The 20,901-nt window shown below is 39.0% G+C and carries 22 protein-coding genes and 1 pseudogene; 16 read left to right on the top strand and 7 right to left on the bottom strand.

Annotated features, from left to right (window positions below):
- The 7 genes and pseudogenes from ACWIUJ_RS03660 to folD all read right to left on the bottom strand — a co-directional run.
- Nucleotides 1-1,407: pseudogene (locus tag ACWIUJ_RS03660) on the bottom strand (leucyl aminopeptidase); the annotation flags it as partial.
- Between the two features lie 4 nt (nt 1,408-1,411).
- The gene (locus ACWIUJ_RS03655; RefSeq protein WP_454151626.1) at nt 1,412-2,161 is read right to left on the bottom strand and encodes a DedA family protein; all 750 of its coding nucleotides are present in this window, start codon (nt 2,159-2,161) and stop codon (nt 1,412-1,414) included.
- Between the two features lie 27 nt (nt 2,162-2,188).
- Nucleotides 2,189-2,719, bottom strand: a complete 531-nt coding sequence (gene apt / locus ACWIUJ_RS03650; RefSeq protein WP_454169021.1) for an adenine phosphoribosyltransferase — start codon at nt 2,717-2,719, stop codon at nt 2,189-2,191.
- Nucleotides 2,720-2,758: 39 nt separating this feature from the next.
- Nucleotides 2,759-3,091 carry a hypothetical protein gene (locus tag ACWIUJ_RS03645; protein ID WP_454152034.1) on the bottom strand — a complete coding sequence of 111 codons (333 nt, stop codon included), beginning with the start codon at nt 3,089-3,091 and terminating at the stop codon, nt 2,759-2,761.
- A gap of 13 nt (nt 3,092-3,104) precedes the next feature.
- Nucleotides 3,105-3,542: a ribose 5-phosphate isomerase B gene (gene rpiB / locus ACWIUJ_RS03640; protein ID WP_454151630.1), complete on the bottom strand. Its 438-nt coding sequence runs from the start codon at nt 3,540-3,542 to the stop codon at nt 3,105-3,107.
- 34 nt (nt 3,543-3,576) lie between these two features.
- Nucleotides 3,577-4,662, bottom strand: a complete 1,086-nt coding sequence (gene lepB, locus ACWIUJ_RS03635; RefSeq protein WP_454169020.1) for a signal peptidase I — start codon at nt 4,660-4,662, stop codon at nt 3,577-3,579.
- Between the two features lie 3 nt (nt 4,663-4,665).
- Nucleotides 4,666-5,568, bottom strand: a complete 903-nt coding sequence (gene folD / locus ACWIUJ_RS03630) for a bifunctional methylenetetrahydrofolate dehydrogenase/methenyltetrahydrofolate cyclohydrolase FolD (RefSeq protein WP_454169018.1) — start codon at nt 5,566-5,568, stop codon at nt 4,666-4,668.
- 99 nt (nt 5,569-5,667) lie between these two features.
- Here folD and ACWIUJ_RS03625 point away from each other — a divergent pair, with 99 nt between their 5' ends.
- The 16 genes from ACWIUJ_RS03625 to pheS all read left to right on the top strand — a co-directional run bounded on the left by ACWIUJ_RS03625 (nt 5,668) and on the right by pheS (nt 20,893).
- Nucleotides 5,668-6,126, top strand: coding sequence for a c-type cytochrome (locus ACWIUJ_RS03625; protein WP_454169016.1), 459 nt, complete (start codon nt 5,668-5,670; stop codon nt 6,124-6,126).
- 117 nt (nt 6,127-6,243) lie between these two features.
- Nucleotides 6,244-7,908 carry a 30S ribosomal protein S1 gene (locus ACWIUJ_RS03620; RefSeq protein WP_454169015.1) on the top strand — a complete coding sequence of 555 codons (1,665 nt, stop codon included), beginning with the start codon at nt 6,244-6,246 and terminating at the stop codon, nt 7,906-7,908.
- A gap of 9 nt (nt 7,909-7,917) precedes the next feature.
- Nucleotides 7,918-8,385 (top strand): hypothetical protein, encoded by a 468-nt coding sequence (locus ACWIUJ_RS03615; protein WP_454151640.1) that lies wholly within the window; start codon nt 7,918-7,920, stop codon nt 8,383-8,385.
- A 21-nt stretch (nt 8,386-8,406) separates the two neighbouring features.
- Nucleotides 8,407-9,987 (top strand): phosphoglycerate dehydrogenase, encoded by a 1,581-nt coding sequence (gene serA / locus ACWIUJ_RS03610; RefSeq protein ID WP_454169014.1) that lies wholly within the window; start codon nt 8,407-8,409, stop codon nt 9,985-9,987.
- 21 nt (nt 9,988-10,008) lie between these two features.
- Nucleotides 10,009-11,379, top strand: a complete 1,371-nt coding sequence (nhaA, locus tag ACWIUJ_RS03605; protein WP_454169012.1) for a Na+/H+ antiporter NhaA — start codon at nt 10,009-10,011, stop codon at nt 11,377-11,379.
- Nucleotides 11,380-11,500: 121 nt separating this feature from the next.
- On the top strand, nt 11,501-11,866 hold the full coding sequence (yajC, locus tag ACWIUJ_RS03600) for a preprotein translocase subunit YajC (RefSeq protein ID WP_454151646.1): 366 nt from the start codon (nt 11,501-11,503) through the stop codon (nt 11,864-11,866).
- Nucleotides 11,867-11,880: 14 nt separating this feature from the next.
- Nucleotides 11,881-13,497 (top strand): protein translocase subunit SecD, encoded by a 1,617-nt coding sequence (gene secD / locus ACWIUJ_RS03595; protein WP_454169010.1) that lies wholly within the window; start codon nt 11,881-11,883, stop codon nt 13,495-13,497.
- A gap of 11 nt (nt 13,498-13,508) precedes the next feature.
- Nucleotides 13,509-14,483: a protein translocase subunit SecF gene (secF, locus tag ACWIUJ_RS03590; protein WP_454151650.1), complete on the top strand. Its 975-nt coding sequence runs from the start codon at nt 13,509-13,511 to the stop codon at nt 14,481-14,483.
- A 27-nt stretch (nt 14,484-14,510) separates the two neighbouring features.
- Entirely contained in the window at nt 14,511-14,852 is a 342-nt protein-coding gene (locus ACWIUJ_RS03585) for a DUF6394 family protein (protein ID WP_454151652.1), read from the top strand.
- A 47-nt stretch (nt 14,853-14,899) separates the two neighbouring features.
- Nucleotides 14,900-15,946, top strand: coding sequence for a ribonucleotide-diphosphate reductase subunit beta (locus ACWIUJ_RS03580; protein ID WP_454152035.1), 1,047 nt, complete (start codon nt 14,900-14,902; stop codon nt 15,944-15,946).
- On the top strand, nt 15,936-16,682 hold the full coding sequence (locus tag ACWIUJ_RS03575; protein ID WP_454169008.1) for a carbon-nitrogen hydrolase family protein: 747 nt from the start codon (nt 15,936-15,938) through the stop codon (nt 16,680-16,682). Before ACWIUJ_RS03580 ends, ACWIUJ_RS03575 begins: the two co-directional genes overlap by 11 nt.
- 20 nt (nt 16,683-16,702) lie before the next feature.
- Nucleotides 16,703-17,335 carry a protein-L-isoaspartate(D-aspartate) O-methyltransferase gene (locus tag ACWIUJ_RS03570; RefSeq protein WP_454169006.1) on the top strand — a complete coding sequence of 211 codons (633 nt, stop codon included), beginning with the start codon at nt 16,703-16,705 and terminating at the stop codon, nt 17,333-17,335.
- 3 nt (nt 17,336-17,338) lie between these two features.
- Entirely contained in the window at nt 17,339-17,995 is a 657-nt protein-coding gene (locus ACWIUJ_RS03565; RefSeq protein ID WP_454169004.1) for a prepilin peptidase, read from the top strand.
- Nucleotides 17,988-19,019, top strand: a complete 1,032-nt coding sequence (locus tag ACWIUJ_RS03560; protein ID WP_454169002.1) for an LptF/LptG family permease — start codon at nt 17,988-17,990, stop codon at nt 19,017-19,019. The genes ACWIUJ_RS03565 and ACWIUJ_RS03560 overlap by 8 nt, the downstream gene beginning before the upstream one ends.
- Before the next feature lie 3 nt (nt 19,020-19,022).
- On the top strand, nt 19,023-19,772 hold the full coding sequence (gene truA, locus ACWIUJ_RS03555) for a tRNA pseudouridine(38-40) synthase TruA (RefSeq protein WP_454169000.1): 750 nt from the start codon (nt 19,023-19,025) through the stop codon (nt 19,770-19,772).
- A gap of 182 nt (nt 19,773-19,954) precedes the next feature.
- Nucleotides 19,955-20,893 (top strand): phenylalanine--tRNA ligase subunit alpha, encoded by a 939-nt coding sequence (gene pheS, locus ACWIUJ_RS03550; protein ID WP_454169712.1) that lies wholly within the window; start codon nt 19,955-19,957, stop codon nt 20,891-20,893.
- Nucleotides 20,894-20,901 lie beyond the last annotated feature (8 nt).

The following is a 20,901-nucleotide window of genomic DNA, read 5'->3' as shown; positions in this document are numbered from 1 at the left end:
ATCTTTAGCGTAATTATCCAAGATAAATTCCACCCCCGCTCTAACTCCAGCCCCGCTCGCACCATAGGGGTTTATATCCCACTCTTTCTCTACAAACGCAGGTCCAGCAATGTCGATATGAAGCCATTTGTCTTTATACTCATCGCGGATAAACTCGCCCAAAAACATTCCAGCACTTATCGCTCCGCCATAGCGCGAAGAGGCGGCATTGCTGACATCGGCGATTTTGGATTCTATGAGTTTGCCTATGTGGCGGTTAAATGGCAGGCGTGCGACTAGCTCGCCACTTTTTAGCGCGGATTTTTCAAACTCCTCTTTGAGATTCTCATTATAGCCCATTATCCCGCTTGTATATTCGCCTAGCCCCACTACGCACGCCCCTGTGAGCGTGGCAAAATCAATCAGCACATCAGGCTTTAAATCCTGCGCGTAAGAGAGACAATCAGCAAGGACTAATCGCCCCTCTGCGTCCGTGTTTTTGACTTCGATAGTTACGCCCTCACGCGAGAATAACACATCATCGGGCTTATAGGCATTGCCTCCTATCATATTTTCAGCCGCCCCCAAAATCGCATCGACTTGCACCTCTGCATTTAGCTGGGCTAAGACATTTATGATTCCTAGCACGGCACACGCCCCACTTTTATCGGCTTTCATCGTTGTCATATAATCCGCTGGCTTTAGGCTAAGCCCTCCGCTATCATAGGTTAGCCCCTTGCCTACAAAAACAATTTTTTTGGCATTTTTATTTTTTGGCTTATAGTGGAGGTGGATAAGGTAGGGTGGATTAGTCGAGGCTTCATTCACAGCGAGATATGCCCCCATTTTTTCCTTAATGAGAGCTTTTTTATCTAAGATAGTGCATTTAATGTCAATGTCTTTTGCCATTTTAGTGCAAAAATCAGCGAGATACTTTGGTGTGGCGACTTGAGGTATTGTATTGACCAAATCGCGCACCATATTAAGATTTCCTGCTATGATATGTGCTTTTTTGGCGAGATTCTTAAGTGTGGGTTGTGCGAGTTTTTTACTTGGGCTTATAAATATTTTTTTGTAAGTTTTTGGCTTCTTTTCACTTTTATATATTGCACAATCATAATCTCCCGCTAAGATTCCAAGCATTAGTGCATAAGCGAGATTCTCATCATCAAAGGAACGAATGCCTATACTTTCGTATTTAAGCGTCTTAAAATACTTGCTTATGCCAGCTCCAGCTTCACGCACACTATCGCAATCCACGCTTTCAAGCACAATAAGAAGTGTTTTTTTGGCTTGTAAGAAAAACTTTCCTTTACCTTCAAATCCTAATGCTTTTGCTTCTTTGAGTAGCGTAGATTCTACTTTCTTGCTGATAAACTCTACTTGCGCTTGCGTGTTTTTATTTTCTACTATTTGTAGTTCAAACATAGCGTTATTGTGTAATTTCATTGTTGCTCTCCTTTTGTAGTTTTTTATCTATGCGCCTTGTTTGTGTGTGAAAATACCAAAAAACTCCTCCACCAATGCAAATAGCAAGCGGAATAAGTAAATATGGGTGATTCTTAAACCAATCAAGCACAAGAAAAATTTCCTCACCAAAATACCAAGTGAGTAAAATCGTAATTGCCGCCCAAACTTGCGCACACAAAAAGTTGATAATACAAAACTTTAGCGCGCTATATCGTGTAGTGCCGATACTCATTGGGATAATGGTGCGCATACCATACATATATCGTTGGATAAAAATAATGCTCCATCCATATTTTTGCAATAAAAGATGAGCAAGCGCAAATTTACGCCGTTGGCTTTCAAAATTCTTTTGAATGCTCTTGCGGTTAAGTCGCCCGATGTAAAAATAAATTTGGTCTCCCGCAAAGCCACCGAGCCCAGCGATAAAAATGGCAAGCCATAGAATCATTTTGCCATCGTGCACTGCTAATCCAGCAAAGATTAGCCCAAGTTCTCCCTCCAAAATCCCCCAAAAAAACAAAATCACATATCCCCATTGTTCGACATATTCTTCCCATAGATTCTTAATAAACTCCTCTAATGAGAATCCTGAATTTTGATACAAGATAAATAGGGTAATTACAGCAATGGCTAGCAATATCCAAACAGCGAATTTTTTGGGTTGTGAAGTGATAAAATCCTTTGTGCTTTGAGTGATTTTTGCAATATCCATTTGCTTACTTTAATCCGTAATTTATGCTTAAATTTCTAACGCGCTAAAAACTCTTGTATGTTCTTGGAGTTTTTTTGCTCCACCGAGTTCTACAAGGTTAAGCAGGAAGCACGCCTCAATGCACTGGGCATTAAGTGATTTAATGAGATTGAGGCTTGCTAGTGCCGTGCCACCTGTGGCTATTAAATCATCGACAAGCACCACGCGTGCATCTTTTTTGCTTTTAAACGCATCAATGTGAATCTCAATTTCATCAAATCCATATTCAAGTGCGTATTTTTCACTGACTGCCGTGCTAGGGAGTTTTCCCTTTTTTCGTATGGGGACAAATCCTATTTTAAGGGCATTTGCTAACGCCGCACCAAAGATAAATCCCCGTGCTTCAATACCCACGATAAAATCAATGTGCTCGTTTTCATATCGTGCCTTAAGAGATTCTATAAACTCACCAAAAACCTCTCCATTGCCTATCATTGTGGTAATATCATAGAATAAAATCCCAGCCTTTGGATAATCTTTAATTGTTCGTATAGAATCTTTGAGTTTTTTGCTATCCATTCTCTCTCCTTAAAATAAAAGCAATATTCTAGCGAAATTTTAGAGTAATGCTTCAATTTTTTGCTCTAACTCTTTAATGCGTGATTTGTATTTATCAGTTTCGATTCTGTATTGTGAGTTGCGTGCTTTTAGGAGTTTGACTTCATTTTTGAGCGCATTCATTTCTTGTTGCATATTATCGATATTTCCTAATGCGCGTTGGAGTTGAAGCTGGTGCTTACGCACAAGCACTTCTGCTTCGCTTAGTGTGAGCTTCATCGAGGCGGAGTTGCGCTCTTCCTTGCGTGCCACACTTTTGTAAAAAAATGTCCTAATAATCATATAAAGCAAAAAAAGGATAAAACCTGCGAGGAAAAACCATCGCGCAAGAATACTCTCTCCCATATCAATCCTTTGTGTGTAGTTTTTTTATTCTATCAATATGTCTGCCACCCTCAAACTCTGTGTGTAAAAAAGCATTAAGTATGCCAACTAATGTATCCTTTGGTGTGATTCTCGCGCCAAGACATAACACATTAGCGTCATTATGCGCTCTTGAGAGTTCTGCCATTTGAGAATCTTTACAAAGCGCAGCACGAATGTGTGTGTATCGATTTGCAGCAATGCTCATTCCAATGCCACTTCCACAGATTAAAATCCCTTTTGTTTGTGGATTTATGGATTCACAAAGTTCCTGTGCGTAATCAGGGTAATCTACGCGCTCATTTGAATGCGTGCCAAAGTCGCGCACTTCGTAGCCTTGTTGTGCGAGAATCTCTTTGATATATTCCTTTATTTCATATCCTGCGTGGTCGCAAGCAATGCAAATTTTCTTTTCTTCCATAATACATTCTCCCTTTAATGTAAGAGCATTTCCTTTAAAGTTCCTTAACGCCCATTGGAACTACAACTTTTTTATTCTCTTGTATTGTTTGAGCAAGATTATCTAATCCATTAGTTCCTTTAAACATTCGCTCCCAACGGACAATATAACGCTTTTTCTTATCCATATCTGCACCCATTTCTTCGCTATTTGCACGATTGATACTAAAGTAAATAAACCAAGGTTTTCCCACAATGTCCTTGTATGGCACACTACCAAAAAACCTAGAATCAAAACTATTGTTGCGATTATCGCCTGTCATAAAGAAATTGTCTGGTTCAATTTTGATATAAAAAAATGTTTCTCCATTCTGTGTGTGTTTGCTCATTTTTGTGTCTATGCCCTTTGGACTAAGCATTTCCTCATAAGTAATATTTTTGACTAAGACAAAGTTTTGTGCTTCCTCATCGCTAAAGGACTTTTCAAACAAATCACAATCCGCGCGCATATCTGCATCTGAGATTTTTATCTCACCTTGTGCGCAGACTTTTTTGTAAAACTTCATAGCTTTTTCATCGTAAAAATATTTTGTTCTCGCCGCAGGGCGAGTGAATGGATTTACATCGTCTTTATGCCAAAAAACTTCTTCATACATTATTCCGTTGAATTGTCCAATAAATGGGTCTTTGATGAAAGTTTTGCCAAAAAATTCTCTTTTTTGTGCGTGAGGATACATTTTTGAAATTTCCTCATCGCCACCATTTGGGCGTAAAAAATAGCCTTCTTTGGTAAAAATCACTTCATCGCCACCCACGCCATACACACGCTTAACATAATGTGTTTGCTCAATAGGAGGGATAAACACTACCACTTCGCCTTTTTTGGGTCGCTCTCCCTCGATGATATGTCCATTGCCACGAAAGTCTGGCATAAGCACGACATCAAAATACGGGGCTCTAGGAAGCGGTATCCCATAACTGAACTTTTTGACAAAGAGGAAATCTCCCTCTAAAAATGTCCCAACCATTGAGCGAGTAGGGATTGTAAAGGCTTGAGCGAAAAAGAATATTAACAAGAGTGCTAAAATTATCGCTCCCGTCCAAGTCGAGCAAAATTCCCATAGAGATTTTAAAAGTTTCATTTGCTAATCCTTTAATGATGAAGTTTTGTGTGAGTTTATAGAATCTTGCGCCATTTGAGTGGCTTTAAGTGTGTTTTGCAACAATGAAGCAATCGTCATTGGTCCAACTCCACCCGGCACAGGAGAGATAAAACTACATTTTTTTGCCACATTATCAAAATCTACATCTCCTACAAGTTTGCCAGAATCTAAGCGGTTAATGCCAATATCTATCACAACTGCGCCTTGTTTTATCATTTCTGCTTTGATGAGATTGACCTTTCCTACGCCGACACAAACAATATCAGCGTTTTTGGTATAAAGACTTATATCTTTAGTAAGGATATGACAAATGCTTATCGTTGCTCCAGCATTAAGCATAAGTGTCGCTAGTGGCTTGCCAACGATATTGCTTGCCCCTATGATAGCGACATTTTTACCACTCACTTCAATGCCATAATGTGCGAGCAAATTCATCACGCCTAATGGTGTAGCTGGCGCAAAAGATTCTAACCCTGCACTTAAACGCCCAATATTGTAGGGATTAAATCCATCAACATCTTTATGAGGAGCGATAGATTCTAAAATTGTCGCACTATCTATGTGTTTGGGAAGTGGAAGTTGGACTAAGATTCCATTGATTTTTTCATCAGCGTTAAGTTTGTGAATAAGTGCCAAAAGTTCTTTTTGTGTGGCATTTTTGGTGAGTTCAAATTTTAGCGAATAAAATCCAACGCGCTCGCACGCCTTTTGTTTCATATTGACATACGCCTTGCTTGGTGCATCATCGCCCACTAAGATGACCGCAAGCCCGGGTTTTATATTGCTAGCACTTAGGGTGTTGATAATGTCTTGTTCGATTTTTTGTGCGAGAGGCTTGCCCTCTAGTAGGGCGTATGATGAGATTAGAGATGAAGATTGCGACATATATTTCCTTAAATGTAAAGTGTTTTGTATTTTTAGGGTTTTGTTTTGTGATTATAGTATAATAAGATTTGTAAAATACAAAATTTGGTGGCTTTTAGTATGAAAAAATTTCTAACTTTTTTTTTAGTTAGTGTGGCAGTGGCGTTTTTTAATACTGCAAATGCCCAAGAAAACGATGATGGATTGGATTTAATTTCAGCAAAAGATGAAGACCTTGATGTGCTCTCAAGCACAAGAAGCAACCAAAATGAGGACTTTGAGGGGCTTATCAGCTATTTTGAGTATGGAAAAAACCTCTATGAGAATCCGCGTGGTATCGGATGCAATAAGTGCCACGGAGCGCAAGGGCAGGGTAGTGTAATAGCCAACTACACACACAAGGGTGTTGATAAGATTCTTAGTGCGCCAAGTATTAAAACACTTTTATATGAAGATTTTATTGAAGTATTGCAAAATCCCAAACAATCAAGCGTTATGCCAAGATATTATCTTACACAAAAAGAAATTGAGGCAATTTATCACTATGTAAAAGAGCAAAGCAACAAACAAAGTGAATGATATTTTCTTATTTAGATTGCAACTTAGTATTTGTTTAGAATCATTACTTACTTAGTGCAAAATTAAGAAAATTACGCTACAATTATTTCTCGGTATTTTTGATATAAGGCATAATGTATGAGAGTAAATCTAGATAATGACGAAAGCAATAATGGCTTGGAAGATGGCTTAGATTTTGGAGCACTTCTTAAAGAACACGAAAACGCTACAAGTGGCGAGATACAAGTAGGAAAAATAATCCAAATAAACGATGAGTTTGCGATGATTGCTCTTCCTTATAGTAAGGTTGAGAGTAAGCTTCCTGTTAGTGAAATCAAAGATAAAAATGGTAGCCTCTTGTTTAAAGAAGGCGATGAGATAGAAGTCTATGTAGAAAGAGGCAGGGTATCTCATCAAAAAGTAATGCGGACAAAGCGCACCGCACAGAAAATCAAAGAGCTTGGCAACGAGATTCTTAATAAGGTTATTGAAGCAAAAGTTATCCAAAAAAACAAAGGTGGCTTTGTGATGGATTATGACGGGATAGATGTGTTCTTACCGCGTAGGGAATCTGCCTTTAAAGAGGGACTTAAGGTTGAGGGTAAAAGCTATAAGGTTATGGTTACAAAAATTAGCGAGGAGAAAAACTCTATCATCGTTTCACGCAAAAAGTTTTTTGACTTTGAAAAAAATAATAGAAAAGCAGTCGTAGAGCGATTGTTAATTGGTGATAAAGTGGTGAAAGCACGCGTTAATAGCACGACTACATTTGGTGTATTTGTAGATATTGATAATGTTGAGGGGCTTATCCATTACACAGAATTAAGCCATAAAGGACCTGTAAATCCACAAAAATACTTTAAAGTCGGTGATGAAGTGGAGGTGAAGATCCTAGGATATGACGAAGAGAAAAAGCGACTTACGCTTTCGTTAAAAGCGTTGATGAGCGACCCTTGGCAAGAAATTGGCAATACGCTAGAAGTCGGTTATGCGATTAAAGTTGTGGTTACAAATATTGAAGAGTATGGTGCGTTTGTGGATTTGGGTAATGATATTGAGGGATTCTTGCATATTTCAGAAATCTCTTGGGATAAAAATATCAAGCACCCTGCAGATTACTTAAAAATTGGACAAGAAATTGATGTGGAGATTATTGAGATTGATTTGGTTAATAAACGCTTGCGCGTATCACTCAAAAAACTCTTACATAAACCTTTTAGTGCTTTTGCCAAAGCACATAAGGAAAATGAAACAATCACAGGCAAAATTGTTACTCTTACAGATTTTGGTGCATTTATCAATCTTGGCGCGGTTGATGGGTTATTGCATAACGAAGATGCGTTTTGGGAGCGTGGATTGCGTTGCAAAGATACATTTAAAGTCGGCGATGAAATAGAAGTAAAAATCGTAAGGATTGATTCCGCGAACGAAAGAATTTCTCTAAGCAAGAGACTTTTAAGTGATTCTCCAGCTAAAGCGTTTGCTAAAAAGCACGGGATAGATTCTATTGTTGAGGGAGTCATTATGGACATCAAGGATTTTGGTGTGTTTATTGAGCTTGATGGCGTGGAAGTGCTCGTCAAAAATGAAGATATTCCAAAAGACCAAGTCGAAAATCTTAAAAAAGGAGATACTTTAAAATGCGCTATATATGCTATTGATGAGCGTAATAATAAAGTCCGCGCTTCTGTCAAACGACTAGAACGCGTGCAAAATAAAGAAAACCTTAAAGCGTTTAATCAAGCAAATAAAGAAAGCCAAACAATGACTTTAGGAGATAAGATTAAAAATAAATTTTCTTAAGGTGTTTGAATGAAGAAAGTTCTCTCCAGCATAGGAATTGTATTTTTTCTTGTTGCACTTGGGAGTGTAGCGGCGTTGGTGTATTTTAAGACGGATTTGATAAACCCCAAAGTCAAGCCAAGAGAATACCCAGACGCCCAAATCCCCGTGTCTAATATTACACGCGATAGCGTGTGGTTGGAGAATTTTGGTGTAGATTCTAAAGATAGCTTTCAATATCCTGCCACAGAACTTTTTGTGAAGTTTGATTTTTTAAATGGCGATGAGCAAGATATAATGCGTAGCATTGAGATTACAGGACTTGATGAGTATAAGTTTTTTTGCGTCTCTCAAGTGCTAAAACAAAATCGCCTTGATAGCACTTATTATAAAAGTGGCAATGCCTTAAAATTGCTCGTATTTATCAACGATAAAGCTAAATTAGAACGATTATTGGCAGATTTACAATATTACAGAATCCAATATGTAATGAAATAAACTTAAACTTAAGGAGTGCAAATGGCTACAAAAATCGTGGTGTGCGACCATATTCACAAGAGTGGTTTGGATTTATTAAAATCCCAAAAAAACATAACTTCACAAGACCTTTCATCTTTGCCAAAAGATGAATTGCTAAACAATCTCAAAGAATGCGAAGTTGCGATTACGAGGAGTTCCACAGATGTGGATAGTGCGTTTTTAGAGGCTGCGCCAAATGTGAGGGCTATCGTGCGTGCTGGAGTGGGCGTAGATAATGTGGATATAGAATCTTGCTCCAAAAAGGGCATAGTAGTGATGAATGTCCCAACGGCAAACACCATAGCTGCAGTAGAGCTCACAATGGCACATCTTATCAATGCCGTGCGGAGCTTCCCGGGAGCAAATCATCAGCTCAAAAATGAGCGCAAGTGGAAAAGAGAGGATTGGTATGGCACAGAATTAAAGGGCAAAAAGCTCGGCGTGATTGGCTTTGGAAATATTGGTTCTCGTGTAGCAAAACGCGCTAAAGCCTTTGAAATGGAAGTGCTTGCCTATGACCCTTATGTGAGCGCATCAGTGGCGTTAGACGCGGGGATTAAATACACCACAAAGTTTGATGAGATTCTCGCTTGTGATATTATTACGATTCATACGCCCAAAAATAATGAAACAAAAAATATGATAACCAAAAAAGAAATCGCCAAATGTAAAGACGGCGTAATCTTCATAAACTGCGCGCGAGGAGGGCTTTATAATGAAGATGATTTATTCGAGGGATTAAAGAGTGGTAAAATTCGTTGGGCTGGCATTGATGTCTTTAACAAAGAGCCCGGCATAGACAACAAACTTCTTGATTTGCCAAATGTCTATGTAACGCCTCATATTGGCGCAAATACCTTAGAATCTCAAGAAAAAATCGCCATTCAAGCTGCTGAAGCCGCCATAGAAGCCGCTCGTGGCTCAAGTTATCCAAATGCGTTGAATCTGCCCATTAAGGAAGTGGATTTACCACCAAGCATTAAAATGTATTTAGAGCTTATTCAAAAACTCTCATTTATTTGTGCTCAAGCAAACAAAGGCGTTTTTAGCTCGTTAAAAATCACTGCTCAAGGCGAGGTAAGCACATATAAAGATTCTCTTAGCACATTTGCTTTGGTTGGTGCGCTAAGTGCGAGTTTGGGTGATGCTATCAATTATGTTAATGCGCCATTTGTCGCAAAAGAGAGGGGATTGGAAGTAGAATTTAGTGGCAAAGAAATTTCACAAACCTACAAAAGCCATATACAAGTTACATTGCGTTCTCAACAAGATAGTTTCAGCGTTGATGGCGCAGTGTTTGAGGACAAATATTTAAGAATCACGGGCGTAAATGGCTTTATTTTTGATGTCGAGCCAAATGGAAAAATGATATTTTTTAAGAATACCGATGTGCCGGGTGTCGTTGGAATGGTGGGAAACACTTTAGCAAAGCATAATATTAACATTGCAGATTTTCGTATGGCACGCAAAGATAAAGAAGCGTTAGCGGTGGTTGTGGTCGATGATGATGTGAATGAAGCGATTTTAGGCGAGTTGGAATCTATCCCAGCGTGTCTTGGATTAAAATATGTCGTTGTATAAGATTGCAATAAAGAAGCAACAATGAAAAGAAACACACAAGAACAATATTTACAAGACATTACGCGTAAAAGGTTAAGTGAAGTCTTTGTGGGCTTTATCAAAGCAGAATCTTTTAGTGGTATTTTGCTCTTTTTTTGCGCAGTATGCGCGATGTTTGTAGCAAACTCTTCTATTTCTAAAGAATATTTTGACTTTTTCACACAGAGGTTTGGAGTTTCTATTGGAGAAGAGAGATTCTATGGATTTAGCATTCAAGAGTGGGTGAATGATGTGCTAATGGTGCTTTTTTTTCTTATGGTTGGTTTGGAGATTAAGCGAGAGGTGCTTTTTGGTGATTTAGCTGGGTTTAAAAAAGCGGCATTCCCTGTCATTGCAGCACTTGGCGGTATGGTCGCACCGGGCATTATTTATTTCGCGCTTAATGCACAAACACCTTCTTGGCACGGCTTTGGAATCCCAATGGCTACGGATATTGCATTTGTTTTGGGCGTGATTTTGTTGCTTGGTAAATGTGTGCCAATGGCATTAAAGGTGTTTTTGGTTACCTTAGCGGTGGCTGATGATTTAGGTGCGATTATGATAATAGCCACAGCCTATCCATCACCTGAGGGCGTGCATTTTGTTTGGCTAGGATTTTCAGCACTTATAGTTGTCGCCCTCATAGTGCTTAATAAAATCGGTGTGCGAAATTTGGGAATCTACTTGGTGGTTGGTGGATTGCTTTGGTTTTGTGTGCATCATAGTGGGATTCACGCGACTATCGCGGGAGTTATTTTGGCGTTTTGTGTGCCTGTGAAGCCAAAAATGCCAAGCGAGCAGTTTCTCAACCTTTTTGAAGAATTACCTCAAAAGTTTAAGCAAATGGATAGAGATAAGAAAAATGTGCTCCTCACACGCGAACAAATGGATATTTTAAGCACTATGGCAAAGGATTCTATCAATGTTCAAAACCCACTTTTGCGTTTAGAGCACGCTTTGCAGCCACTTTGTGCGTATTTTATAATGCCACTTTTTGCGTTTAGTAACGCAGGAGTGAATCTCTCTGGTGGCATTGATTTTGGATTGGATTATATCGCACCGGGCATATTTCTTGGGCTTGTAGTTGGCAAACCTATTGGCATTTTGCTTTTTACATTTCTTAGCGAGAAGTTGGGTGTCGCAGCGCGTCCTGTGGGGATACGATGGGCAGAGATTCTTGGGGCTGGAATGTTGGCTGGCATTGGATTTACAATGTCGATTTTTGTCTCAAATCTTGCTTTTGATTCATTTGGCGGGGGAGATTCTCAAAGTGCTGAAGATGTTGCGAAGATTTCTATTTTGATTGCTTCTAGCACGGCAGGCATTCTTGGTGCGGTTTTTTTGTTTGTGTATAGTTTTATAAAAAAGCGTTAGCCCACAGCACACTTATGTAGCTATTTTAGAGATTACAGTAGAGATTCTTTGTGTAAAATTAAAATCTTTTAAGCAAAGAATTGCTACAATTTCACACCTAAATCACAAAAAAGGATAGCAAATGAAATGTAAATTGTTCTTTTTAACTTTAATAAGTGCGTGCGTGCTTATAGCCGATGAGATTCCCGCTCAAAGACCTCAAGCTGGCGTTGATGACACGCTTATAGGATTAGCACCTATTGCGTTTTTTATCTTGTTGATTTATTTTCTCATTGTGCGCCCACAAAACACTCGCCGTAAAAAACATCAAGAAATGATAACAAGCCTTAAGAAAGGTGATAAAATTATCACCACAGGCGGTTTGATAGCTGAAGTGGTAAAACCAGAAGATGATTTCTTTAGTGTGCGCTTAAATGATGATACAATAGTAAAACTCTCAAGAGAGTTTGTCGCTTACAAAATCGATGATACACAGCAAAACAACTAAGTGATTATGACGCGATGAATCAGGGTATCAACTTTCGCCTCTTAAGTCTTATTGGGGCAGCAATTTTTGGAATCTTTTTTAGCCTGCCGTCATTTTTTGATATACAAGGGCGCAAGATTACGCTTGGACTTGATTTACAAGGCGGGCTTAATCTCCTTTTGGGCGTTAAGAGTGAAGAGGCGGTGAATGCAAAACTCTCAAGCCTAGCTTCAAGCATTAAATTTGAAAGCGAAAACAAAAAACTTTTAGTAGATTCTGTAAAAATGCGTGCAAACAAGCTTACTTTTGAGGTGCTAAACCCACAGGATAAACCAGAAATACAAGCAATGCTAGAAAAATTTGATGGTTTAGTAGTGCTTGAGGAAAACAACATCTACACCATATCGTTTAGCGAAGAAGAAATCAATAAAATCAAAGAAGATGCTATCGAGCAAGCTATTGGCACAATTCGCAAGCGATTAGATATTTTTGGTCTAAGCGAGCCTAGCGTTACAAGGCAGGGAAAGGAAAATATCCTAGTCGAAGTGCCCGGTGAAAATACACCACAAGAAGAGGAGCGGTTGCGCAATCTTATCTCCAAGCCTTCGTATTTGGAGTTTATGGCAGTCGATGAGGAGCGCAACGCACGAGTGAATCTAATGAGTGATTTGGAAGCTGAGGAATATGGTGATGTAATTTTGCCATTTGCTAAGAGCACTTCTGCTGGTGGAGAGAGCGGTTTTTTGCTTGTAAAAAAAATCCCTATTTTAGATGGTTCATCAATTACAAGTGCTTCCCCAAGCAGAGACCAAAATAACCAATATGTGGTGAGTTTTACACTAGATTCTGCTGGAGCGAGAATCTTTGGGGATTTTTCTGGTAAAAATATTGGCAAGCGATTGGCTATCGTGCTTGATGGCAAGGTGTATTCCGCGCCTGTGCTTCGTAGTAGGATTACTGATAGCGGGCAAATAAGTGGAGACTTTGATAAATATTCCGCTGCAGATTTAGCCCTCACGCTCAAAAGTGGTGCATTGCCTGCTTCTATGGAAGTCTTAGAGAAGCGTGGAGTGGGACCAAGTTTGGGTGAAGATAGCATTAGAGCGTCTATGATTGCCCTTATAAGCGGATTTGTGTTGGTAGTAATCTTTATGATAGCGTATTACAATGTCGCTGGAATCATTGCTGTGGTAGCATTGTTGGTTAATATTGTGCTTATTGTGGCTGTTATGGCACTTTTTGGCGCGACACTCACATTGCCCGGAATGGCTGGAATCGTGCTCACCGTCGGTATGGCAGTCGATGCCAATATTATCATCAATGAGAGAATCCGCGAAGCCTTACGGGGAGGGAACTCTATCACGAAGTCCATAGAGCTTGGCTATGCTAACGCCTCTAGGGCGATTTTTGATTCAAACATCACTACGCTTTTGGTCGCTATTTTACTTTATGCTTATGGCACAGGCGCGGTGCAAGGATTTGCTATTACGCTAAGTCTTGGAATCATTGCCTCGATTCTCACTGCTATTGTCGGCACACACGGAATCTATCAAGCCATTTTGCCAAAAATCGCTAATTCAAAGGCATTATGGCTATGGTTTGGTGTGAGCAATGCGACAAGAGATTCTCAAAAACTTGGATTAAGCAAGTAGGGGAGGGCACAATGGAAGTATTTAAAAAAGTAAAGATTTATGATTTTGTCAAATATAGCCTCTATGGTCTTATTCTTTCTGTGGTGCTTTGCGTTGCTTCAATCGCGCTTATTGTGATAAAAGACTTTAAGTTGGGCATTGATTTTGCGGGTGGGAGTATTGTGCAGATTCAATACACCGATTTACAAAAAGCCCCAATTCAGCAAATTAGAGAGATTCTCTCAAATGATGAGCGATTTAAAGGATTCCAAGTAAGTGAGTTTGGCGAACCAAATGAAGTGTTGCTAAAGCTCCCTGAATTTGGCGAAAGTAGCGCGCAAGTAGCTCAAATTGTCCAATCTCTTTTGGTATCCACAGGAGCGTTTGAAATTCGCCGTGATAATACCATTAGCGGAAAAGTGGGTGATGAATTTAAGAAAAAAGGGATTATTGCCATTGTGCTTGCCTTAGCGGCAATGATGGTATATATTTCTTTTCGCTATGAGTGGAGATTCTCTCTTGCTGGGATTTGCACGCTCGCACACGATGTAATCATTGTCTCTGGCATTGTGATTATCACTGATATTGATTTTAATTTAGAGGTGCTAGCGGCGTTACTAACGCTTATTGGTTATTCGATAAATGACATTATCATCATATTTGATAGAATCCGCGAGCAAATGCTTTCAAAGCGAATGAGTGATATGAATTTTGTGATTAACGAGGCGGTTTCTGCCACACTTTCGCGGACGATTCTCACTTCTGTAACGGTGTTTTTGGTTGTCTTAACGCTCTATCTCTTTGGTGGGGATATTATCAAAGGATTCTCACTGCCAATGCTTGCTGGCGTGTTGATTGCGACTTATAGCTCAATGTTTGTCGCACCAAGACTAGCGATTGTATTTGGCTTTAGTTTGGATACATATTACCAAAAAGAGTTAGAGAAGAAAAAAAGAGCACAAGAAAAAGAGCGGTTACGCGCAATGTATGAAAATGGTCGTGTATAGCACAATAAACTTAAAGGAGTAGTATAAATGAATTGGGGAAGAGTGTTTTTTGTATTTTTTAGCGTAATGGGACTAACGCTTGGCGTGGAGTTTTTATACGAGGGCAATATTGTGATTTTATTTTTATGTGCAAGTGTGAATTTCTTGTGTGCAACCTTTCGCATAGGCATAAAAAGCTCTCTATCAGCCGAGATTTTGGCGACTTTTGTGGTGGCGATATTTCATTTAGCAGCAGCATTTATCATTTTGCAAGTTTTTGGAATGAAGCACTTAGGATATGGGATAGTCATCGGTGCAGTGGTCGCAAACTTTTATGCCCTCGTGCTCCTTACTATTGAGAGTATAAAAGACGGGAGAGAGGAAATTTAAAGGAATAAAAAATGAGTGATATGAATGCAATAAACAAAGGAGAGGGAATGCAAGAAAATCAAAGCCCGCTTATCGAGCGCAAGAAAATCTATAATCCACATAGCACAGAGGGTGTGAATGAACGCAAAATATTTGGCGGGAATCCTACAAGTATGTTTGATTTAAACAAAATTAAATATCAATGGGCATATAATTTATGGAAGACAATGCTTGCAAACACTTGGTTTCCAGAAGAAGTCAATATGAATGCTGATAAACGCGATTATAATGGTGGATTAGCTCCACAAGAAAAACTTGGCTATGACAGAGCACTTGCTCAGCTTATTTTTATGGATTCTTTACAAACGAACAATTTGATTGACAATGTCAATCCCTATATGACGAGCCCAGAAATTAACCTCGTGCTTGTGCGTCAAGCCTACGAAGAGGCTTTGCATTCACAAAGCTATGCTGTAATGGTGGAATCTATCTCTGCTAATACAGAGGAGATTTATGATATGTGGCGCGTGGATATGCAGTTGCGTGCGAAAAATGACTATATCGCCGATGTGTATATCGAGCTTGCCACCAACCCAACGGAATACAACCTTATTAAAGCAATGTTTGCAAATCAAATTTTAGAGGGGATTTATTTTTATAGTGGATTTTGCTATTTTTACACACTTGCTAGAAGTGGCAAAATGCTTGGCAGTGCGCAAATGATACGATTTATCAATCGCGATGAAGTAACGCATTTAGTCCTTTTTCAAAATATGATAAACTCAGTGCGCAAAGAGCGACCCGATTTATTCACCAAAAACCTAGAAGAAGAAGTCATAGAAATGTTTAAAAAAGCCGTAGATGTAGAATCTTCTTGGGGTGAGTATATCACGCAAGGACAGATTTTAGGACTTACAGGCGATATTATCCGCCAATATATTGAGTTCCTTGCTGATGAGCGATTAAGCAGAGTAGGGCTACCAAAGCTCTACAACGCCACACACCCGATTAAATGGGTGGATAAGTTTTCAAGCTTTAATGACCAAAAAACCAACTTTTTTGAAGCGAAGGTAACGAATTACGCAAAAGGGAGTATTGATTTTGATGATTTCTAAGAATCCATATAGGAAACTTTGCGCCTTGCAGGTGAAAATCGGACAGGATTTTGAGTTAAATTTAAAAAAAGTGCTTGAATACCTTAAAAATATCGAACAAGATTCTATTGTTTGCACGCCAGAAGTAGTTTTTAGCGGGTTTGCGTATCAAAAAATGGAAGAGGCGAGCGAGTTTTCAAAAGTTGTTACACAAAAACTTTTAGAATCTAGCGAAAAATGCACCATAGTAACGACAATGATAGAAAAAAAGCGCAATAAATTTTATAACAACCTTAAAGTGTTCCATAAAGGCGAGGTTATACACAAACAATCCAAACACAAACTCTTTGAGCTTGGCGATGAGAATCTGCACTTTGAAGCTGGAAGTGAAGATGAGATTTTACCTTTTTTTGTGGATTCTATAAAATGCGCGGCGATTAATTGCTTTGAGTTGCGTTTTATTGATTTATGGAAGCGCGTTCAAGGAGCGGATATTATTTTTGTCCCAGCAATTTGGGGCAGGGCGAGAAAAGAGCAATTTGAAACTCTCACCAAAGCCCTTGCTATTAGCAATCAAGCCTTTGTAGTGGCAAGTGATGGTGCAAATGATACAATGGCTAAGGGAAGTGCAATTATAACGCCGTATGGAATCGTATATAAAAATGACAAAAAAGAGATTGTAAGTATGCAAGTTGATTTGCGTGATAGTGCAAAAATGCGCAAACATATCCAAACAGGAATCCCAATCAATTCATAATAGAATCTAAAGAGGTGCGAATGTCCCAGCATTTGGTTAAAATGGTAGATGAGATTCAGCGGTTTGTGCGTTTATCGCCAAAAGTAATAAACGCTATGCAAAGCGTGGATAGGGCATTTTTTGTGCCAGAGATTTTTTTAGACAAAGCATACAGCCTCGATGCGTTGCCAATAGAGCAATCTCAATGGATTAGTTCTCCACTTACTGTGGCGATAATGACGCAATCCCTTATGCCACAAGGTGGGGAAAGTGTGTTAGAAGTCGGTTGTGGAAGTGGCTATCAGGCGATGATTCTCTCTAAACTTTTTAGACGCGTTTGCACGATTGAGCGCATAGAGAGACTTTTTTTAGAAGCACGAAAGAGGTTTAGTGCTCTCAGTGCGGATAATATTTTTAGCAAACTTGGTGATGGACAAGATGGCTGGGAAGAGCACGCACCCTATGATGCCGTGATTTTTAGCGCGTGTGCGCAGGGTATCCCGCTAAAGATTATCGAACAGTTAAAAGAGGGCGGTGTGCTTTTAATGCCATTTTTACAAGATGGCAAACAGCATATCACGCGTTTTGTGAAAATTGATGGTGCATTAAGCAAGCCACTTGTGATTACACAATGTCTTTTTGTCGATGTGTGTAATGGAATCTTAAGGCAATAGTGTATGCTTGAAATCTATGTGCCTGTGCTCATAGTGGGTGTTTTAGCGAGTTTTTTTACTACGCGCTTTTTGAGTGAAAATTTTTGGAATCCTTATGGGCTTTTTGGGCTATGTCTTGGTATTTGTGCGTTGTTGCTTGTGCTTATAGATTCTGCTTTTTTGTGTTATTCGCTATTCTTGTATGGATTTTTTGTAGTTTTATTTGTGTTGGCACTTGTTGATGTGGAGTTTTTAGCATTGCCAAATGGAGGACTTTTGGTGTTTTTATTCATAAGTATTATGGTAGGTTTTTTTACACCAGATATGTTAGTTTCTATGCAAATTACGCAAATCACACAAGGCTTTGCTATAATGGGAATATTGTTTGTCCTTAAAGTCTTTTTAGAATCTTTTTGGCAAAAAGAACTTTTTGGCGAAGCAGATATTGTCGTATTGGGTGGCATTGGAATGGTTTTTGGAGTAAAGTTTTGTGTGTTTAGCATTTTTGTTGCTTCGGTATTTGCGCTTATTGTGGCGTTTGGTGTGAAAGCTATAAAACGCGTTGTTTGGCGTAAGATTCCATTTGTAAGTTTTTTATTCCTCGCTGTTTGCGCGGTATTTTTTGGTGGAGCGGAATTTTTAGATGAGTTTATAAGCGTAATAGGAGAAGTGAATGTTTAAACGCTATTTGTTTTTGTCATTCTCTCAACTCTTTTTCCCATTTTTGCTGGTGTTGTTATTTATTGCGTCTGTGGTGTTGCTTATATCTATTGCTGGTCGCACTTATGTGGTGAAAATGGACTTTTTAGACCTTTTTACACTTTTTTCTTATTCGATACCTTCAAGTATTTCTTTTATTATTCCTATTGCATTTTTTGCTTCCTTAGTGCTTGGAATCTCGCGCTTAGCTTATGATTATGAGTTAATGGTATTTTTTTCATTAGGAGTGAAGCCTATTGCAATCCTTAAAGCATTCACTCCCATTATTTTGCTTGTTACGGCAATTTTGTTTGTTTTTTCATTGGTGGTTGTCCCACTCTCATCGAGTGCGAGTATTAACTTTGTCTCTAAAAAACGCACCGATGTAGATGTGAATTTGCGCGCAGGAGAGCTCGGGCAAAAGATTGGGAATTGGCTTGTGTATGTCGATAAGGCAGACAAACGAAAATATGAGAATCTTATTTTGTATTCGCAGGGTGGGTTTGATAAGCGCGATAGCGCAGAGTCCTTTGTCGTGGCTAAAAATGGAAGCACGAAAAATGAGAATGGAATCTTTGAGTTGATATTAGAGAATGGCGAAGCGTATTTCGCTAGCGAGGAAGAAATCCGCAAGATTGGGTATGAATTGATGAATATTTACCAAGTGATTGCTGAACCACAACTAAGCGCATATCAACTTGTTGATTATTGGCACAGCGCATTTGATGGCTCTTCTAAGAGCAAGAAGCGAAAATTCGCCCAAAGTGTGATGCTTTCACTTTTTCCATTATCTTCGATATTTTTGATTCTTGTTTTTGGCGTGGCTAATCCGCGTTTTCAATCTAATATGTCGTATTTTTATGTGATTGGTGCGAGTATTTTGTATTTTGTGTTGCTTTATATTAGCGCGGAGAATTTTCCTTTTATTGGCATTGTATGTATCCCTAGTGCGTGGTTTATGCTTTCTTATCTGCTTTATCGTAAGAGCATTAAGCCATATTATTAAATTATGATGAGATTATTAGCTAAGATTGCTTATGATGGGAGTGCGTTTAGTGGATTTGCTATTCAGCCAGATTCTCATATACACACGATAGAGGGCGAATTAAGCAAAGTGCTGCAAAGCGTGGGGATAGATTCAGTGCTTTTGTATGCTGGGCGCACGGATAAGGGAGTGCACGCAAGTGGGCAAATGATTAGCTTTGAGAGTGAAATACATTGGAATCTCGTGCGATTAAAAGAGTTGCTTAATCAAAAACTTTATCCACATATTTGTTGCAAATGTATATGGAGAGTGCCAAATGATTTTCATCCTCGATATAATGCGTTATGGCGAGAATATCGTTATATCGCCACCAAAAAAATGCCAAATGTGCTATGTGCTCGCTTTGTTGGATTTGAAGATTATGGCGATATGTCTCGTGTGCGAGAATCATTAGGATATTTTATAGGTGAGCATAATTTTAGATTCTTTAAAAAGCAAGGCACGCTGAGCAAAAGTGATACGCGTCATATTTTTCGCGCAAGTTGCTACACTTATCGAGAATATTTGATTGTAAAGGTGCGAGGAAATGGCTTTTTACGCGCACAAGTGCGACTAATGCTAGGGACAATCTTTGCCTTTGGACGCGGTGAGATTACAAAAGCAGATTTGCTTAGGCAAATTGATGCCAAAGAGCGCGTATTTTGGCAACCAATTAGCCCAAATGGATTGTATTTAAGTGCTGTTGGGTATGAAATATTTGGCTCGAAGTTATAAATGTATAAATTCTGTGCTACAATATAAGCATTTTTATGATTTGTGTAGCCAAATTAAGAGGATAAGTCTTTTAAAAGAAAGGGATTGTTTTGAAAAAAAAGATTAAAACACTTGCAGGAAGCATTGATAAGGCGTTTACAGATATAAAGGATTTAAAAGAACTTGAAAATCTAAGAATCCAAATGGTAGGGAAAAAGGGTGAGTTAAGCGCACTCTTTGCTGAATTAAAGGAACTTAGCGAAGAGGTGAAAAAAGATGTAGCCAAAGAACTTAATGCCCTTAAGACACATTTTGAAAGCACTCTTGAAAAGACAAAAAAAGACTTAAGCGCACAGGAAGTGGCAAAAAACCTCAAGCAACAATATGTTGATGCCTCGCTTTTTACCACGCTAAAAGCTACAAGTAACGGACACCCAATCAATCAAGTAATGGATAAAATTATTGAATATTTTGTCAATATGAATTTTTCTCTCCAAACAGGACCACTCGTAGAAGATGACTTCCATAACTTTGAAGCACTTAATATCCCAAAATATCACCCAGCACGGGATATGCAAGATACATTTTACTTCAAAGATTCTCTTTTGCTTCGCACGCATACAAGCCCCGTGCAAATCCGCACAATGCAAAATGCTAAACTTCCCATTCGCATTATCGCTCCGGGCGCGGTGTTCCGCAGGGATAATGATGTAACGCACTCGCCAATGTTTCATCAAATTGAAGGGTTGGTGGTGGATTCAAAAGATAAGGTAAGTTTTGCGAATTTAAAATATATTTTAGAGGATTTTTTACGCTATATGTTTGGTGATGTGCGTGTGCGCTTTCGCTCGAGTTTTTTCCCATTTACAGAGCCAAGTGCAGAAGTGGATATTTCCTGTGTATTTTGCAATGGTGTCGATGAGAATGGCAAGGGAGGGTGTCGCGTGTGCTCGCATACAGGTTGGCTTGAAGTATTGGGTTGTGGTGTCGTGCATAGCAATGTGTTTAAAGCCGTTGAGTATGAAAATGTAAGTGGATATGCGTTTGGTCTTGGTATAGAGCGATTTGCGATGTTGCTTAGTAGAGTGAATGATTTGCGCAGTTTCTTTGAGAGTGATTTGCGCGTATTAGAACAATTTTAGGAGGAAGC

It is taken from the genome of Helicobacter sp. 23-1046, assembly GCF_053654635.1.
Note: the sequence above shows the minus strand (reverse complement) of the source record. Positions and strands in the feature narration are given on the sequence as shown.

Coding starts and splice junctions, on each gene's coding strand:
- nhaA (WP_454169012.1), top strand. CDS start 10,009: ATGAAAAGAAACACACAAGAACAATATTTACAAGACATTACGCGTAAA.
- ACWIUJ_RS03620 (WP_454169015.1), top strand. CDS start 6,244: ATGAGAGTAAATCTAGATAATGACGAAAGCAATAATGGCTTGGAAGAT.
- ACWIUJ_RS03655 (WP_454151626.1), bottom strand. CDS start 2,161: ATGGATATTGCAAAAATCACTCAAAGCACAAAGGATTTTATCACTTCA.
- ACWIUJ_RS03570 (WP_454169006.1), top strand. CDS start 16,703: ATGTCCCAGCATTTGGTTAAAATGGTAGATGAGATTCAGCGGTTTGTG.
- lepB (WP_454169020.1), bottom strand. CDS start 4,662: ATGAAACTTTTAAAATCTCTATGGGAATTTTGCTCGACTTGGACGGGA.
- ACWIUJ_RS03615 (WP_454151640.1), top strand. CDS start 7,918: ATGAAGAAAGTTCTCTCCAGCATAGGAATTGTATTTTTTCTTGTTGCA.
- yajC (WP_454151646.1), top strand. CDS start 11,501: ATGAAATGTAAATTGTTCTTTTTAACTTTAATAAGTGCGTGCGTGCTT.
- secF (WP_454151650.1), top strand. CDS start 13,509: ATGGAAGTATTTAAAAAAGTAAAGATTTATGATTTTGTCAAATATAGC.
- truA (WP_454169000.1), top strand. CDS start 19,023: ATGATGAGATTATTAGCTAAGATTGCTTATGATGGGAGTGCGTTTAGT.
- ACWIUJ_RS03625 (WP_454169016.1), top strand. CDS start 5,668: ATGAAAAAATTTCTAACTTTTTTTTTAGTTAGTGTGGCAGTGGCGTTT.
- secD (WP_454169010.1), top strand. CDS start 11,881: ATGAATCAGGGTATCAACTTTCGCCTCTTAAGTCTTATTGGGGCAGCA.
- ACWIUJ_RS03565 (WP_454169004.1), top strand. CDS start 17,339: ATGCTTGAAATCTATGTGCCTGTGCTCATAGTGGGTGTTTTAGCGAGT.
- ACWIUJ_RS03560 (WP_454169002.1), top strand. CDS start 17,988: ATGTTTAAACGCTATTTGTTTTTGTCATTCTCTCAACTCTTTTTCCCA.
- ACWIUJ_RS03580 (WP_454152035.1), top strand. CDS start 14,900: ATGCAAGAAAATCAAAGCCCGCTTATCGAGCGCAAGAAAATCTATAAT.
- folD (WP_454169018.1), bottom strand. CDS start 5,568: ATGTCGCAATCTTCATCTCTAATCTCATCATACGCCCTACTAGAGGGC.
- ACWIUJ_RS03585 (WP_454151652.1), top strand. CDS start 14,511: ATGAATTGGGGAAGAGTGTTTTTTGTATTTTTTAGCGTAATGGGACTA.
- ACWIUJ_RS03575 (WP_454169008.1), top strand. CDS start 15,936: ATGATTTCTAAGAATCCATATAGGAAACTTTGCGCCTTGCAGGTGAAA.
- serA (WP_454169014.1), top strand. CDS start 8,407: ATGGCTACAAAAATCGTGGTGTGCGACCATATTCACAAGAGTGGTTTG.
- rpiB (WP_454151630.1), bottom strand. CDS start 3,542: ATGGAAGAAAAGAAAATTTGCATTGCTTGCGACCACGCAGGATATGAA.
- apt (WP_454169021.1), bottom strand. CDS start 2,719: ATGGATAGCAAAAAACTCAAAGATTCTATACGAACAATTAAAGATTAT.
- pheS (WP_454169712.1), top strand. CDS start 19,955: ATGGTAGGGAAAAAGGGTGAGTTAAGCGCACTCTTTGCTGAATTAAAG.